15 protein-coding genes and 2 tRNA genes are annotated in these 14,999 nt (G+C 70.7%); 13 read left to right on the top strand and 4 right to left on the bottom strand.

Annotated elements, in window-relative coordinates; genetic code table 11:
* Positions 1-20: 20 nt before the first annotated feature.
* Positions 21-590, top strand: a complete 570-nt coding sequence (locus tag O7600_RS18575; protein WP_281594194.1) for a DciA family protein — start codon at positions 21-23, stop codon at positions 588-590.
* A 106-nt stretch (positions 591-696) separates the two neighbouring features.
* Here O7600_RS18575 and O7600_RS18580 read toward each other — a convergent pair whose 3' ends face one another.
* The gene (locus O7600_RS18580; protein WP_091567607.1) at positions 697-1,251 is read right to left on the bottom strand and encodes a hypothetical protein; all 555 of its coding nucleotides are present in this window, start codon (positions 1,249-1,251) and stop codon (positions 697-699) included.
* Between the two features lie 546 nt (positions 1,252-1,797).
* Here O7600_RS18580 and gyrB point away from each other — a divergent pair.
* From gyrB to O7600_RS18610, 6 genes are all read left to right on the top strand, one after another.
* Positions 1,798-3,744 carry a DNA topoisomerase (ATP-hydrolyzing) subunit B gene (gene gyrB, locus O7600_RS18585; protein WP_281589056.1) on the top strand — a complete coding sequence of 649 codons (1,947 nt, stop codon included), beginning with the start codon at positions 1,798-1,800 and terminating at the stop codon, positions 3,742-3,744.
* A gap of 131 nt (positions 3,745-3,875) precedes the next feature.
* The gene (gyrA, locus tag O7600_RS18590) at positions 3,876-7,655 is read left to right on the top strand and encodes an intein-containing DNA gyrase subunit A (RefSeq protein ID WP_281589058.1); all 3,780 of its coding nucleotides are present in this window, start codon (positions 3,876-3,878) and stop codon (positions 7,653-7,655) included.
* Positions 7,656-7,658: 3 nt separating this feature from the next.
* Positions 7,659-8,591, top strand: coding sequence for a DUF3566 domain-containing protein (locus tag O7600_RS18595; protein ID WP_099163183.1), 933 nt, complete (start codon positions 7,659-7,661; stop codon positions 8,589-8,591).
* Between the two features lie 129 nt (positions 8,592-8,720).
* Positions 8,721-8,794: transfer RNA gene (locus O7600_RS18600), tRNA-Ile, on the top strand.
* Between the two features lie 43 nt (positions 8,795-8,837).
* A complete protein-coding gene (locus tag O7600_RS18605; RefSeq protein WP_013283222.1) occupies positions 8,838-8,966 on the top strand; it encodes a DLW-39 family protein in 129 nt (42 codons plus the stop codon).
* A gap of 29 nt (positions 8,967-8,995) precedes the next feature.
* Positions 8,996-9,071, top strand: a tRNA-Ala gene (locus O7600_RS18610).
* Here O7600_RS18610 and O7600_RS18615 read toward each other — a convergent pair.
* Together O7600_RS18615 and O7600_RS18620 are read right to left on the bottom strand one after the other, a co-directional pair.
* On the bottom strand, positions 9,042-9,413 hold the full coding sequence (locus O7600_RS18615; protein ID WP_253866074.1) for a tyrosine-type recombinase/integrase: 372 nt from the start codon (positions 9,411-9,413) through the stop codon (positions 9,042-9,044). The two genes, O7600_RS18610 and O7600_RS18615, sit on opposite strands and share 30 nt — an antisense overlap.
* 164 nt (positions 9,414-9,577) lie before the next feature.
* The gene (locus O7600_RS18620) at positions 9,578-9,787 is read right to left on the bottom strand and encodes a hypothetical protein (RefSeq protein ID WP_281589063.1); all 210 of its coding nucleotides are present in this window, start codon (positions 9,785-9,787) and stop codon (positions 9,578-9,580) included.
* Between the two features lie 537 nt (positions 9,788-10,324).
* Between O7600_RS18620 and O7600_RS18625 the strand changes: the two genes are divergently transcribed.
* The 4 genes from O7600_RS18625 (at position 10,325) to O7600_RS18640 (ending at position 12,733) form a co-directional block, all read left to right on the top strand.
* Entirely contained in the window at positions 10,325-10,978 is a 654-nt protein-coding gene (locus O7600_RS18625) for a Type 1 glutamine amidotransferase-like domain-containing protein (RefSeq protein WP_281589065.1), read from the top strand.
* Between the two features lie 329 nt (positions 10,979-11,307).
* Complete coding sequence (locus O7600_RS18630; RefSeq protein WP_281589067.1) at positions 11,308-11,646, top strand: metalloregulator ArsR/SmtB family transcription factor; 339 nt, start codon at positions 11,308-11,310, stop codon at positions 11,644-11,646.
* Positions 11,643-12,029, top strand: a complete 387-nt coding sequence (locus O7600_RS18635; RefSeq protein WP_281589069.1) for a VOC family protein — start codon at positions 11,643-11,645, stop codon at positions 12,027-12,029. The genes O7600_RS18630 and O7600_RS18635 overlap by 4 nt, the downstream gene beginning before the upstream one ends.
* A gap of 29 nt (positions 12,030-12,058) precedes the next feature.
* Positions 12,059-12,733, top strand: a complete 675-nt coding sequence (locus O7600_RS18640) for a PH domain-containing protein (RefSeq protein ID WP_281589071.1) — start codon at positions 12,059-12,061, stop codon at positions 12,731-12,733.
* Between the two features lie 4 nt (positions 12,734-12,737).
* Here the strand turns inward: O7600_RS18640 and O7600_RS18645 are convergent, their stop codons facing one another.
* Positions 12,738-13,328 (bottom strand): dienelactone hydrolase family protein, encoded by a 591-nt coding sequence (locus O7600_RS18645; RefSeq protein WP_281589073.1) that lies wholly within the window; start codon positions 13,326-13,328, stop codon positions 12,738-12,740.
* A gap of 64 nt (positions 13,329-13,392) precedes the next feature.
* On the opposite strand from O7600_RS18645, the gene O7600_RS18650 reads away from it, so the two are divergent.
* Both O7600_RS18650 and O7600_RS18655 read left to right on the top strand, forming a co-directional pair.
* Positions 13,393-13,974 carry a helix-turn-helix domain-containing protein gene (locus tag O7600_RS18650; RefSeq protein WP_281589075.1) on the top strand — a complete coding sequence of 194 codons (582 nt, stop codon included), beginning with the start codon at positions 13,393-13,395 and terminating at the stop codon, positions 13,972-13,974.
* 75 nt (positions 13,975-14,049) lie between these two features.
* Positions 14,050-14,997: an L-threonylcarbamoyladenylate synthase gene (locus tag O7600_RS18655; RefSeq protein ID WP_281594195.1), complete on the top strand. Its 948-nt coding sequence runs from the start codon at positions 14,050-14,052 to the stop codon at positions 14,995-14,997.
* Positions 14,998-14,999: the final 2 nt, after the last annotated feature.

Genomic DNA, 14,999 nt, shown 5'->3' on the forward strand with positions numbered 1-14,999 from the left:
TGCGACTCCCGCCGGCCCGGCTGGGGCCGGGACGCGACGCGCGTACCCCCGGGAAGTCGGCGGACGGCGAGCCGGCCGCGGGCCCGCCGGAGGGCGCGAGCGGGCCGGAGCTGGCCCGGGCGGTGCTCGACGCGGCGAAGGCCCGGCGTCAGACGGCGGCTCCCCGGCGGCGTGCCGCGGTGCGCGGCGACGGCGAGCGGCGGCTGCGCGGCTACTCCGGTGCCGGCCCGGACCCGCGTGACCCGCAGCCGCTCGGCGCGGTGCTGGACAAGCTGGTCAAGGCGCGGGGCTGGCAGCAGCCGGCGGCCGAGGCGACCGTCTTCGGCGCCTGGGAGAAGGTGGTCGGGCCGGAGGTCGCCCAGCACAGCCGCCCGGTGAAGCTGGAGAACGGCGAGCTGACCGTGGAGGCCCGCTCGACGGCGTGGGCCACCCAGCTGCGCCTGCTGGCCGGCTCGCTGCTCAAGCAGATCGCCCGTGAGGTCGGTCACAACGTGGTGCGCAAGCTGCACATCCACGGTCCGGCCGCGCCGTCCTGGTCGCGGGGGCCGCGCCGGGTGCGCGGCCGTGGACCGCGCGACACCTACGGCTGACCGGCCTGCCGCTGGCCGACCGGCGGCAGTTGCACGACGCGCTCACCGAGGTGAGCGCCGCCGCCAACTGGGCCACCACCGCGCCCGGCGGGGCGGGGAACCCGGGTCAGGCGTCGGCGTAGACCGCGAAGCCGCGCTCGGCGCACCGCCGGTAGAACGCGGCCAGCACGCTCAGCTCGGCGCAGGTGAAGTTCCACTGCGGCGGATCGCCGCTCTCGTCCCGCAACCGGTCCAGCCGGCTGTCCAGCCAGCGGAGCTGCTGCTCGGCGAGCCGACCGTCGCCGAGCAGCGCGCGCAACACCTCGCTGACCGACTCGAACGTGACCGCCTCGCCGTACGGGCGGTGTCGGGCGACGAACTTCTCCACGCCCTCGGCGATCCAGGAACACCCGTCCGGGTCGATCACCGGATCCTCGTCCTCGGCCGCGTTCTCCGTGGCGTAGAGCACATTCTCCAACCCGAGGATCAGGTCGACCAGCTCCGTGTACACGGTCGCCCGCACGGTGCCGGTCTTCGCGATCAGCTCGGCGAGCGCGGCGGTCGGTGCGGAGATCCGTGGCATGTCCACGATCTCGCCGAAGTCCACGAACTCAGCCGGCGCGACCGGGTCGTAGAAGCGGCCGGTACGCGGCCAGTGCACCGCGACGTTGTCCAGCCCCATCTGGCGTCACCTCTCACCAAGCGTCGTCGGACCATCTCCGGCGATGGTCCCCGGTCCGGGCGCGAAAGATCAAGACCGCAACGGCGGCGCCGCAAAAGGTACGGCACGTCGAGTTCCACCGCGACCCCCGGTCGGTGCCCGTCGTCGGCCGGGCCGGCGAGCGGCCACGGGTCGCGGCGGCCGATGGCGCGGCACGGCCCCAGTGGCGTGTAGGGGGAGTCGCGGGCAGCGAGGTTCGTCCGGCTACGGCATTCTCAGCCGCCTCGGAGAGGGTGCCGAGTGGCGGTTTGGTCGGCTCCGCACAGTAAGATTGGGGGCGAGACGAAAGACCCGGCACGGAGCGACGGACACGGGCCCCCAGGGCCCTTGATCATTGTCCCGCATCGGGTCCGAGCCGATCGCGATCCGCGGGCATCCGCGGCGACCGGCGTACACGATCCGTGACCTGGCGATCCCGGGGGCGGCCCGTGCGCGCCGACGTCGCGTCCTGTCCGCCGAACCCGCGCCCCGCGCCCACGCGCGGCCGGTGCGAGAAAGTGGCCGAGGGTGGCAGCGGAGGACAACAAGAAGTACGGCGCCGAGTCCATCACCGTGCTGGAGGGCCTGGAAGCGGTCCGGAAGCGGCCCGGTATGTACATCGGGTCCACCGGCGAGCGCGGTCTGCACCACCTGGTGTGGGAGGTCGTCGACAACGCGGTGGACGAGGCGCTGGCCGGGCACTGCGACACCATCGACGTGGTGCTGCTCGGCGACGGGGGGGTCCGGGTCACCGACAACGGCCGTGGCTTCCCGGTCGACCTGCACCCCAAGCTGAAGAAGCCGGGCGTCGAGGTCGCGCTGACCGTGCTGCACGCCGGCGGCAAGTTCGACGGCAAGGCGTACGCGGTTTCCGGCGGCCTGCACGGCGTCGGCGTCTCGGTGGTGAACGCCCTCTCCACGAAGATGGCCGTGGAGATCCACAAGGACAACTTCGTCTGGCGCCAGCGCTACGACCACTCCAAGCCGACGCCGCTGGAGAAGGGCGAGCCGACCGACCGGACCGGGTCCGCGGTGTCGTTCTGGCCCGACCCGGACGTCTTCGAGACCGTCGACTTCGACTTCCACACCATCTACCGGCGACTGCAGGAGATGGCCTTCCTCACCCGCGGACTCACCATCCACCTGCTCGACGAGCGGGTGCCGGAGGACGAGGAAGGCAAGATCCGCGAGGTCACCTTCCACTACGAGGGCGGCATCGCCGACTTCGTCCGGCACCTCAACGCCTCGAAGAACCCGATCCACAAGACGGTGGTCGAGTTCGGCGCCGAGGAGACGGGCATGTCGGTCGAGATCGCCATGCAGTGGAACGAGTCGTACGGCGAGTCGGTCTACACCTTCGCCAACAACATCAACACCCACGAGGGCGGCACCCACGAGGAGGGCTTCCGGGCCGCGTTGACCAGCGTCGTCAACCGCTACGGCGCCGAGAAGAAGCTGCTCAAGGGCGACGAGCGGCTCTCCGGGGAAGACATCCGCGAGGGCCTGGCCGCGATCATCTCGGTCAAGCTCACCGACCCGCAGTTCGAGGGTCAGACCAAGACCAAGCTGGGCAACACCCCGGTCAAGGGCTTCGTGCAGCGGGTCTGCAACGAGTCGCTGGTCGACTGGTTCGACCGCAACCCGGCCGAGGCGAAGACCATCATCCAGAAGGCGTCCCAGGCCGCCCGGGCCCGCATCGCCGCCCAGCAGGCGCGCAAGCTGGCCCGCCGCAAGTCGCTGCTGGAGTCCGGCTCGATGCCGGGCAAGCTGGCCGACTGCCAGTCGACCGACCCGCGCGAGTCCGAGGTCTTCATCGTCGAGGGCGACTCGGCCGGCGGTTCGGCCAAGCAGGGTCGCGACCCGCGTACCCAGGCGATCCTGCCGATCCGTGGCAAGATCCTCAACGTGGAGAAGGCCCGGATCGACCGGGTGCTGAAGAACAACGAGGTGCAGGCGCTGATCACCGCGCTGGGCACCGGCATCCACGACGACTTCGACATCGAGAAGCTGCGCTACCACAAGATCGTGCTGATGGCCGACGCCGACGTCGACGGCCAGCACATCCAGACGCTGCTGCTCACCCTGCTGTTCCGGTTCATGCGGCCGCTGGTCGAGCTGGGGCACGTCTATCTGGCCGCCCCGCCGCTCTACAAGATCAAGTGGAACAAGAAGGGCGACGACGCCCAGTACGCGTACTCCGACCGGGAGCGGGACGGGCTCATCGCGCTGCGCCAGCAGAAGAAGCCCAACGCCCGGCCGGACGACATCCAGCGGTTCAAGGGTCTCGGTGAGATGAACTACCCCGAGCTGTGGGAGACCACGATGAACCCGGCCACCCGCACCCTGCGCCAGGTCACGCTGGACGACGCCGCAACCGCCGACGAGCTGTTCAGCGTCCTCATGGGTGAGGACGTCGAGGCGCGCCGCTCGTTCATCCAGCGCAACGCCAAGGACGTGCGGTTCCTGGACATCTGACGGACCTGTCCGGGCCGGCCGGAGATCCACCGGTCGGCCCGGCGATCCACAGAGTTATCCACAGCCTGAACGCTTTCCACAGCCGTTATCCACAGCGAGACCACGACTGAAGAGTCTGATAAGGGTTAACAGTGACCGATACTCCCGAGTCCACCCCGAACGAGCCGGAGACCCCGGAGACACTGGCCGCGGTCGTCCAGCACGACCGGATCGAGCCGGTCGGCCTCGAGGTCGAGATGCAGCGCTCGTACCTCGACTACGCGATGAGCGTCATCGTCGGGCGGGCCCTGCCGGACGTCCGGGACGGGCTCAAGCCGGTCCACCGCAAGATCCTCTACGCCATGTTCGACTCCGGCTACCGCCCGGACCGCGGCTACGTGAAGTGCTCCCGGGTCGTCGGCGACGTGATGGGCCAGTTCCACCCGCACGGTGACTCGGCCATCTACGACGCGCTGGTCCGGATGGCGCAGCCGTGGTCGCTGCGCTACCCGCTGGTCGACGGCAACGGCAACTTCGGCTCGCCGGGCAACGATCCGGCCGCCGCCATGCGCTACTGCCTCACCGCAGACGCCCGGATCCGTACCGTCGACGGCACGGTGCGAATCGGCGACGTCGTGCCGGACGCCGCGCCGAGCAGCGAGACCGACGTCGACCTGAAGGTCCGCGACCGCAACGGCGACCTGGTTCGCGCCTCCAAGTTCTTCCACTCCGGCGAGCACCCCACGCTGCGGCTGCGCACCCGCGAGGGGTACGAGCTGACCGGCACCCACAACCACCCGGTGCTCTGCCTGGTGAACGTGGCCGGCGTGCCGACGCTGCTGTGGAAGCTGCTCGCCGAGATCTCGCCCGGTGACCGGGTGGTCCTCCAGCGCAGCGTGCCGGACGAGATCGGCTACCCGATGCTGGAGCACGTCGAGGCGGCCGTCCTGGCTGGCGCGTTCGTGTCCGAGGGCTGGGTGTCGGAGCAGCGGGCCGGTTTCAACAACGTCGACCGGGACTTCTTCGTCCGCGTCGTGGCGGCCTACGACCTCGCGGTCGGCGGCCCTCGCTACGTCGCGGAGCGCGTCATCGCCTCCGGCAGCACGCTGCACGAACTCGACGTCCAGGACCTCTCCGCACTCCGGGCGAGCGTGCTCGGCGACATGGTGGGCGCGCGCAGCGCCGCCAAGTTCGTGCCGGAGTTCGTCTGGCGCGGACCGGCCGCGGTCAAGCGGGCCTTCCTCCAGGCGCTGTTCGAGGGCGACGGCTCGTCGTCGCTACTGCCGCGCCACACGATCCAGGTCTCGTACTCGACCCGTAGCGAGCGCCTGGCCCGCGAGGTGCAGCAGCTCCTGCTGGAGTTCGGCGTCGTCAGCCGCCAGTGCCGGTACGACGACGGTGAGATCAAGGTCGTCGTCACCAACCGGCGGGACGCCCGGATCTTCGCCGCTCACGTCGGCTTCCTCGGCCGCAAGCAGGCCAAGCTGGAGTCCGAGCTGGCCCAGGTGCCCCCGAGCAGCACCGCGCTCTCCGGCGACCACGTGCCGTTCGTCGGCGACTTCATCCGTGAGCACGGCGCGAGCCGCTGGACCGAGCGTGACTGGCTGCGCCGGCACAACGTCGACCGGATCGAGCGCTGGGAGCGGGACCGCGACGCGATCGCGGCCCGGATCACCGAGCCGGGCATCCTCGACGTGGTCGAGCCGCTTGTCGACGGACGCTTCTACTACGCCGAGGTGACCGGGATCACCGACGCCGGGGTGCGGCCGGTCTACAGCATCCGGGTGGACACCGACGACCACTCGTTCGTCTCCGACGGTTTCGTCAGCCACAACACCGAGTGCAAGCTCGACCCGCTGGCCATGGAGATGCTGCGGGACATCGACGAGGACACCGTCGACCTGCAGGACAACTACGACGGCCGGGCCAAGGAGCCCACCATCCTGCCGTCGCGGATCCCGAACCTGCTGATCAACGGTTCCGAGGGCATCGCGGTCGGCATGGCCACCAAGATTCCGCCGCACAACCTGCGCGAGATCGGCGCGGCCGTGCAGTGGTGCCTGGAGCACCCGGAGGCCGACGAGGCGACCACGCTGGAAGCCCTGCTGGAGATCGTCAAGGGCCCGGACTTCCCGACCCACGGCCTGATCGTCGGCCAGGCGGGCATCCAGGACGCGTACCGGACCGGGCGTGGCTCGATCCGGATGCGCGCGGTGGTCGAGGTCGAGGAGGACAAGCGGGGCCGGCCGGCGCTGGTGGTCAGCGAGCTGCCCTACCAGGTCAACCCGGACAACCTCGCCGAGCGCATCGCCGAGCTGATCAAGGAGGGCAAGCTCGCCGGCATCGCCGACATCCGGGATGAGTCCTCCGGACGTACCGGCATGCGGATCGTGCTGGTGCTCAAGCGCGACGCGGTCGCCAAGGTGGTGCTGAACAACCTCTACAAGCACACCCAGCTCCAGGAGACGTTCGGCGCCAACATGCTGGCGCTGGTCGACGGCGTGCCGCGCACGCTCAACCTGGCCCAGTTCATCCGCTACTACGTCGAGCACCAGATCGAGGTGATCCGCCGGCGGACCGCGTTCCGGCTGCGCAAGGCGGAGGAGCGCGCGCACATCCTGCGCGGTCTGTCCAAGGCGCTGGACGCGCTGGACGAGGTGATCGCCCTGATCCGGCGTTCGCCCACTGTGGAGGACGCCCGGCAGGGGCTGATCCGGCTGCTGGACATCGACGAGGTCCAGGCGACCGCGATCCTGGACATGCAGCTGCGTCGCCTGGCCGCCCTGGAGCGGCAGCGCATCCTGGATGACCTGGCCAAGCTCGAGCTGGAGATCGCCGACCTCAAGGACATCCTGGCCAAGCCCGAGCGGCAGCGGCGGATCGTCTCGGAGGAACTGGGCGAGATCATCGCCAAGTGGGGCGACGAGCGCCGCACCAAGATCGTGCCGTTCGACGGCGAGGTCTCGATGGAGGACCTCATCGCCCGCGAGGACGTGGTCGTGACGATCACGCGCACCGGGTACGCCAAGCGGACGAAGGTCGACCTCTACCGGTCGCAGCGGCGTGGGGGCAAGGGCGTCAGCGGGGCGACGCTCCGGCAGGACGACATTGTGAGCCACTTCTTCGTATGCTCTACCCACGACTGGATCCTGTTCTTCACGAACAAGGGTCGGGTCTACCGGGCGAAGGCTTACGAGCTTCCCGAGGCCAGTAGGGTGGCCAAGGGCCAGCACGTGGCCAACCTGCTCGCGTTCCAACCGGACGAGCAGATCGCGCAGATCATCGAAATCCCGAACTACCAGGTGGCGCCCTACCTGGTACTGGCCACGAGAAACGGCCTGGTGAAGAAGACGCGGCTCGAGGAGTTCGACTCCAACCGTTCCGGCGGCATCATCGCGGTCAACCTGCGCGATGAGGACGAGCTGGTCGGTGCGGTCCTGGTGGCTCCGGAGGACGACCTGCTGCTCGTGTCGAAGAACGCGCAGGCGATCCGCTTCAACGCCACCGACGAGGCGCTGCGTCCGATGGGCCGGGCCACCTCCGGTGTGATCGGCATGCGCTTCAGCGGCGAGGACGAGTTGCTCGCCGTCGAGGTGGTCCGGGAGGGTCTGGACGTTCTGGTCGCGACGAACGGGGGTTACGCGAAACGTACCCCGATCGAGGAATACCCGGTCCAGGGCCGGGGAGGTAAGGGCGTGCTGACTGCGAAGATCACCGAGCGACGCGGTGGTCTGGTCGGCGCGGTCGTGATCGATCCGGAGGACGAGCTGTTCGCCATCACCAGCAACGGCGGCGTCATCCGGACTCCGGTGAAGCCTGTACGCCGTACGCGTGACCGGAACACAATGGGGGTCAAGCTGATGGACCTCCCGGACGGCGTGACTATCGTGGCGATTGCTCGCAATGCCGACGAGCCTGACGAACAGGACTAGTTGATGACGGAGACACAGGCGAAGTCGGGGAACAAGGGGACCTCGGCCACCCCGGTCGACGAGGAGGCCGCGCAGGGCGGTACACCAGCGACCGGCCGCGCGGCCGTGGGTCGGGCCACGGTCCCCGCCGACGCGCCTGCCCCGAAGTTCACCCGGGCCCCCGGCATGGCCCCGCCTCCCGACAAGCCCGGCGAGGACTCGGGGACAAGCGACGCCACCGAGACCAAGGTCGACGCGCCCACCTCGGCCGACGGCCTGGCCGCCCCGGCCGCGGCGAAGCCCGCCACGAGCACACCGCCGACCACGCCGACGGCGGCCGCCCGGCCGTCCCCCGGGACGACCGGCACCCAGCCGCGCATCGGCGCCGGTCTGGGCACCGCGCCCAAGCCGGCGCCCGACGCTGCCCGGCCCGCCGGCGGCACCCAGGCCCAGCAGCCCCAGGGCCGCCCCGCCAACGGCGGTGGCCTGCCGCCGGGGATCAGCGGCGCGGCGGCCGTCGGTGCCGCGCGCGTCGGTGAGGCGGTACGCGCCGCGCGTACCTCGGTCAGTTCGGCCGCGTCGCGCGGGCCGCGCCGGGCCCGGCTGAACCTCAAGCGGATCGACCCCTGGTCCGTGATGAAGTTCGCGTTCGCGGTCTCGGTCGTGCTCTTCATCGTCGTGGTCGTGGCGACCTCGGTGCTCTACCTGGCGCTCGACGCGATGGGCGTGTTCAAGAGCGTCAACGACAGCCTGACCGACCTGGTCAACGCCGGCGGCGGCTCGGGCGGCGGGGGCGGGTTCCGGATCACCGCCAAGGGCGTGATCCTGACCTCCGCGCTGATCGGCCTGGTCAACGTCGTGCTGTTCACCGCGCTGGCCACGCTGAGCGCGTTCGTCTACAACGTCTGCGCCGACCTGGTCGGCGGGATCGAGCTGACGCTCGCCGAGCGGGACTGAACCGGACGACGCCGGGGCGCCGCCGCGTAAAGCGGTCGCCCCGGCGTCGTGTCTCCGGGTAGGTTCCGTCATGGGCCCCCCGATTTGGGGGCGAAGAAGGCGATGGGTTAACCTTGCTCGTCGCTACGCGGGGCTATAGCTCAGTCGGTTAGAGCGCAGAGCTGATAACTCTGAGGTCGCTGGTTCGATTCCAGCTAGCCCCACCGCACACCGTCCGACGGTCGTCGAGCGCGAGGGGTCAAGCCCATGTTCAAGAAGCTGCTGATCCTGGCCGGCATCGTCGGTGTGGCCGCCGTCGTGGCCAAGAAGGTCAAGGCCTCGAACGATGAGCGCGCCCTGTGGCACGAGGCCACCACCGCGCCCGACCTGCGCTGAGCTGACACCGGGCGGTTGCCGCCCGACACGGGGCCCTAGCTCAACTGGCAGAGCACTGCCTTTGCAAGGCAGGGGTTAGGGGTTCGAGTCCCCTGGGCTCCACCAGCACAAACACCGGTTGATCTCGGTCCCGAGTGCAGCCATTCGTACAGCCAAGCGGTCACGCCGTCCCTCCTCGCCGAGGACCTGGTCGATGGCCGAGGCAGCCTGACGAGCCCGCGCCGGCAGGACGTGCCCGTAGGTGTCGGCCGTCGTCCGGATCGTGGAGTCCCCGAGCAGCTCCATCACCGTGCGCAGCTCCTCGCCCCGGTCGAGCAGGAATGTGGCGAAGGCGTGGCGCAGGTCGTGCAGGTGCAGCCAGCCCAGACCGGCCGCCGCGCGGAGCTGCTCGAAGTGCCGGTTGACGTTCCGCGGCTCCATCGGCGTGCCGATCGTGCTGGCGAACACCAAGCTGACAAGGCCCGCTGTGATCCGCCAACTGATCCGCTACACATCTCCGCCAGGTGAGGTTCGACAGGGGAACCTATGGCCTAGCGGCCGGTCGGCGGAGCGTGGGCGCACGGATCTGCCGATGAGCGCCCGTGCCCTCTGAGATGTTCGTCGCTCAGGCGTCAGCCTGAACACTCTCGATACCCGTCAGGCCACCATCCGCCGTCGTGCTTCGTCACCTGGAACGCGCGGAACACGGAGCCGTCGTCACGAATGCCGAACACGGTGATGCCCTCAGCGCTCTCCTGCTCAACCAGGGTGAGCGCACCGGCATGGGGAGCGACCGCCTGGATCGGGGTGGGCTGTCCCGGCCCTGCGAGGTCCCACATCACCAGCGTCTGCTCGGTATCGTCGCATGGCAACGACAAGGTTGTTGGCGACGGTTCCGAGGCGTTCGCTGCATTCGTGGCGCTATCACTGTCACAGGCGCTCCCCATCGTGGCCAGTAGGGCAACAGCCCCTATGTGTCTATAGCGCATGCCTCCGCCTCTCCCCGTTAGCCGATTGGACGCCCTTGCCCGTCTTCTGGTTCCGCCGGCGGCCAATCAGTATCCGCTCATGCCGCCGCCCCCCCTCCTCGCCCAGCTGTTGATCGACGGCCGAGGCAGCCTGAGCCTGGGTCGGTGGTAGGCGGGCGGGCGAGGCGTCAGCGGCGCGCTGTTCAGCGCGACCCGCATCGCTTGAGGATGTCGATGACGATCGCCGTCTTGCCCCGGACGTACAACGCCATGTCCATCGGGTGTTCCTGGGCGACTCGGTGCTTCTCGGCGGCGCAACGGCGATGAGTTTCGTTGCGGTGTCCGGTCTGTACTCCCGGGAGCACCTGATCTCCCGGCAAGGGACACGGCCGCTACGTACAGGAGGCAAGCGTGAAACTTCTTCTCACGTCCGCGGGCGTCATGAACCCGAGCATTCGCGATGCGCTGGTCGACCTGCTGGGCAAGCCGATCGCCGACTCCAGTGCCCTCTGCATCCCCACGGCGACGTACCCCATGGGCGGGCCGGCCTCGGCCTGGCGCTTCATCACAGGGCAGACGCCCCTACCCATGTGCGACCTGGGCTGGAAGTCGCTGGGCGTCCCTGAGCTGACAGCACTGCCCAGCATCGGTGACGAGCGGTGGGTCTCCTGGGTTCGGGAGGCCGATGTCATGCTCGTGGGCGGCGGTGATGCGACGTACCTGTGCCACTGGATGCGGCAGTCCGGGCTGGCCGATCTCCTGCCGTCGCTGCGGGACACCGTCTGGGTGGGGTTGAGCGCGGGGAGCATGGTGCTGACCCCCCGGGTCGGCGCGGACTTCGTCGCGTGGCAGGCAGCGCCCGACGACCGCACGCTGGGGGTCGTCGACTTCTCGATCTTCCCCCACCTGGGTCTTGAGCCGGACAACACCATGGCTGGTGCGGAGAAGTGGGCGGCCGAGATCGGGGGGTCGGCGTACGCCATCGACGACCAGACGGCGATCAAGGTGGCCGACGGCACCGTCGAGGTCGTTTCCGAGGGGCACTGGAGGCAGTTCCCCGCGTAGCCGCTTCCTCGTCGCCGAGGTCCAGCATGAACGGCGATCCCGGACGAGTCGGCTGCCATCCGCGTCCGAGCGCCTGGCGTACGGCGGCGGCGACCGTCGAGGGCAACACCGTGGAGCCGGCGGCGTTCATCCAGTTGTCCGGTCGAGGGGACGCCAGGCGGACGACGAGGGTGGCGCAGCCAGGTGGGTCCGTCCGCTCGACGGCGAAGCTCAGCGGTGACCAGGCCAGACCCTGGCCGTACGTCGGCTTCCGGCGGACCGACCAGCGATAGCTCTCGCCGTCGACGGCGATCGGCCTGACCGCGGCGAGGTCGACCACCGGAACGATCATGTCGCCCTCGTTGTATGCAAGCGGTGACTTGCCTATTGTGGTGGACGTGGGCGATCTCTTCCAGGCGCTGGCCGATCGCACCCGCCGCCTGATCCTCGACGAGCTGACCGAGCGCGACGGTCAGACCCTGTTCGAGATCTGCGGTCGGTTGGCGACGCGGCACCAGGTCGGCTCGTCCCGGCAGGCGATCTCGCAGCACCTCGACGTCCTGGAGACCGCCGGCCTGATCGTCACGCGGCGGCAGGGTCGCTACAAGTTCCACCACCTCGACACCCGCCCGCTGCGGTCCATCACCGAGCGATGGCTCAGGTCCGAACCCACCGAGGAGACCCCATGAGGATCAACCTGACGAGCGTGTACGTCGACGACCAGGAGAAGGCGCTGCGCTTCTACACCGAGGTGCTCGGCTTCGTGAAGAAGACCGACGTGCCGACCGGGGAGCACCGCTGGCTGACGGTCGTCTCGCCCGAGGCCCCGGACGGCGTCGAGCTGCTGTTGGAGCCCGACGCGCACCCGGCCGCCAAGGCGTTCAAGGAGGCGCTGGCCGGCGACGGCATCCCGCTCACGCAGTTCGCGGTGGACGACGTCGCCGCCGAGCACGACCGGTTGCGCGGGCTCGGTGTGTTGTTCACGCAGGAGCCGGTCGACATGGGCCCGGTGGCCACCGCCGTGTTCGACGACACCTGCGGCAACCTGATCCAGATCGCCCAGTACAAGTAGGAGTGGACACGGCCGGTCACGCTGACGGCATGACCCGGTGGCAGCGGCCGTACTCACTGGACCTGGAGACCGCCGGCGCGCTTCTCGGTGTGCTGCTGGCGGCCGGCGTCGGGGCGTTCCTCGTGGTCGGCGGCCTGCGCGCGGTGGTGCCGGCGCCGGTGGCCGTGTTCGGTGGGGCCTGGCTCGCGCTCGGCCTCGTGGTGGGGGTCCGGCAGGCGATGCTGGGCGTCTACGTGAGCGACGTCGGCGTGCGCTCCCGTGCGATGTTCCGCACGACGACGGTGCCGTGGGCGTCGGTGGCGGAGATCCGCAGCGGCACGGGCTCGATGGCCGGGCTGGACATGGGTCGGCTGGCGATCGTCATCGACCGGGTCGACGGCGAGCCGGTGCAGACGCCGTTGCAGCGCGGCCACTTCCGGCTGTTCTCACTCAACCCGGAGTTGGGCCGACTGGCGACCTGGCCGGAGCACTACGACGAGATGCTCACCACCCTGCGGGCGCACCACCGGGCCGCCCGACGGGCGGGGCCGCCGTCCCCGCTCGGGCGGCCGTCCCCGCCGGCCGGGGCCGGGGCGGCCGGTTCGCCCACGCTGAGCGCCGACCAGCGCCGGGACCTCCACGTGCTGGCCCGCCAACACCAGCGGGGTGCGCTCACCGACGCCGAGTACGCCGCCGCGGTGGCGCGGCTGCGGGACGCCGGCTGAGTGGTCAACCGAGCCGGGCGAGGAGGTCGTGGCTGCGGCTCACCACCTGCGCGGTCGCGTCGGCGTCGTACGACGGGAGGGAGCGGTCGGTGAACAGGTGCCGGTCGCCCGGGTAGACGAACAACTCGCCGCGCTCGGGGCCGACGATCGACACCAGTTCCCGAGCGGCGTCGACGTCACCCTCCAGACCGAAGAACGGGTCCTGCTCCATGCCGTGCACCTGCACGGCCACGCCGTCGGGCCAGGGGCCGATCGCCCACTCGCCGGTCACCGGCAGGCATGCCTCGTAGAGCAGGGCGGCCCGTGCGCCGGGCCGTGTCTGGGCGAGCCGCTGGGCGATGGCGGCACCCCAGGAGATGCCCGCGTAGACCAGGTCGGGGCGCAGGTCGGCGGCGATCCGGTCGGCCCGCTGGTCGAGGACGTCGCCACCGATCCGCTTGATCAGCGCCGAGCCGTCCTCGAGGCTGGCCGGCCGCTCGCCGTCGAAGAGGTCGGGGGCGTGAACGGTGTGCCCGGCGGCGCCGAGCGAGTCGGCGAGGGCGCGGACGCCGTCGGTGAGCCCCCGCAGGTGGTGGAAGAGGAGGATCTCGGCCATCCCTAGACTCCTGACTGTCGGACCAGAATCATCGAACGAACCAGAATCTTAGAACGGTCGAGAAATGTCGGTCAATCAGCGGATCCCGGACTACGACCTCGACGACCTGCTCGTGGTCACCGCCCCCGAGCAGTTGCGCGCGCTCGCCGACCCCCTGCGTGGCACCCTCCTGGAGCTGCTGCTGGAACGCGCGGCCACGGTGAACGAGCTGGCCCGTGCCGTGGACCGGCCCAAGAGCAGCGTGGCCTACCACGTGAACCAGCTGCTCGACGCGGGACTGCTGCGGGTGGTGCGCACCCGCCGGGTCCGGGCCATCGAGGAACGCTTCTACGGCCGGGTCGCCCGCACGTTCTACGTCGGCGCTCTCCACCGCGCCGAGGACAAGCAGGTCGTCGCCCGGATCAACGGCCTGGCCGAAGCCGCGGCCGAGGCGGCCGCCGCGCACGCCGCCGACGAGCTGCGCTGCACGCTGGTGCACGCCCGCATCCCGATCGAGGACGTCCGCGAGTTCTGGACCGAGGTGCAGGCGCTGGCCCGCAGATTCGCCCAGATCCCCCGCGCCGGCGACCAGGTGTACGGCTTCGCCGCCGGCCTCTACCCCACCGACGCGCCCAGCCTCCCCGACGCCGCCGACGAGCGGGACTGATCCGGCCGGGGTCCCGCCGGGTCGGCCTCCGGCGCAGGCTAGCGTCGGAGCGTGAGCACCGGAACCCCGCGCGTCCTGCCGGCCGACAGCGGCATCGACGAGGCCGCCGCCGTGCTGCGCGCCGGCGGGCTGGTCGCCTTCCCCACCGAGACGGTCTACGGGCTGGGCGCGAACGCGCTGGACGCCCGCGCCGCCGCGCGGATCTTCGAGGCGAAGGCCCGGCCCAGCTTCGATCCGCTGATCAGCCACCTGGCCGACGCCGCCGACCTGACCGCCCTGGTCGGTGCGGTGCCGGCGGCCGTGGCCGCGCTGGCGGACCGGTTCTGGCCCGGCCCGCTCACCCTCATCGTGGACCGACCGGCGGCGATCCCGCCGATCGTCACCTCCGGCCTGGAGACCATGGCCGTGCGGGTGCCCGACGAACCGGCCGCCCGGGCGCTGATCGCCGCCGCCGGCGTGCCCGTGGCCGCGCCGAGCGCCAACCGGTTCGGCCAGCTCAGCCCCACCCGCGCCGAGCACGTCGTGGCCGGGCTGGGCGGCGCCGTGGACGTGGTGCTCGACGGCGGACCCACCCGGTGTGGGATCGAGTCGACCATCGTGGACGCGCGCGGCGACCGGCCGGTGGTGCTGCGGCTGGGCGCGCTGCCGGTCGAGGCGCTGGTCGAGGCGGTCGGCCCGGTCGACGTCCGCCTCGGCAGTTCCGGCCAGCCCGTCGCGCCCGGGACGCTGGCCGCGCACTACGCCCCGCGTACCCCGTTGCGGTTGGGCGCGGCGGGCGAGCGGGACGGCGGCCGGCGCGGGTTCCTGGCGTTCCGGGAGCCACCGGCGGAGGGTGACTGGGCGGCGGTGGAGGTGCTGTCACGGGACGGCGACCTCACCGCGGCGGCGGCGCGGCTCTTCGACGCGCTGCACCGGCTCGACGCGGCCGGGGTGACCGAGATCGTGGCCGAGCCGGTGCCCGACGAAGGGGTCGGGCGGGCCGTCAACGACCGGCTGCGCCGGGCCGCCGCCACCTGGCACTGAGG

The sequence above is a fragment of the Micromonospora sp. WMMA1998 genome, from assembly GCF_027497375.1.
Classification (GTDB): Bacteria; Actinomycetota; Actinomycetes; order Mycobacteriales; family Micromonosporaceae; genus Micromonospora; species Micromonospora sediminicola.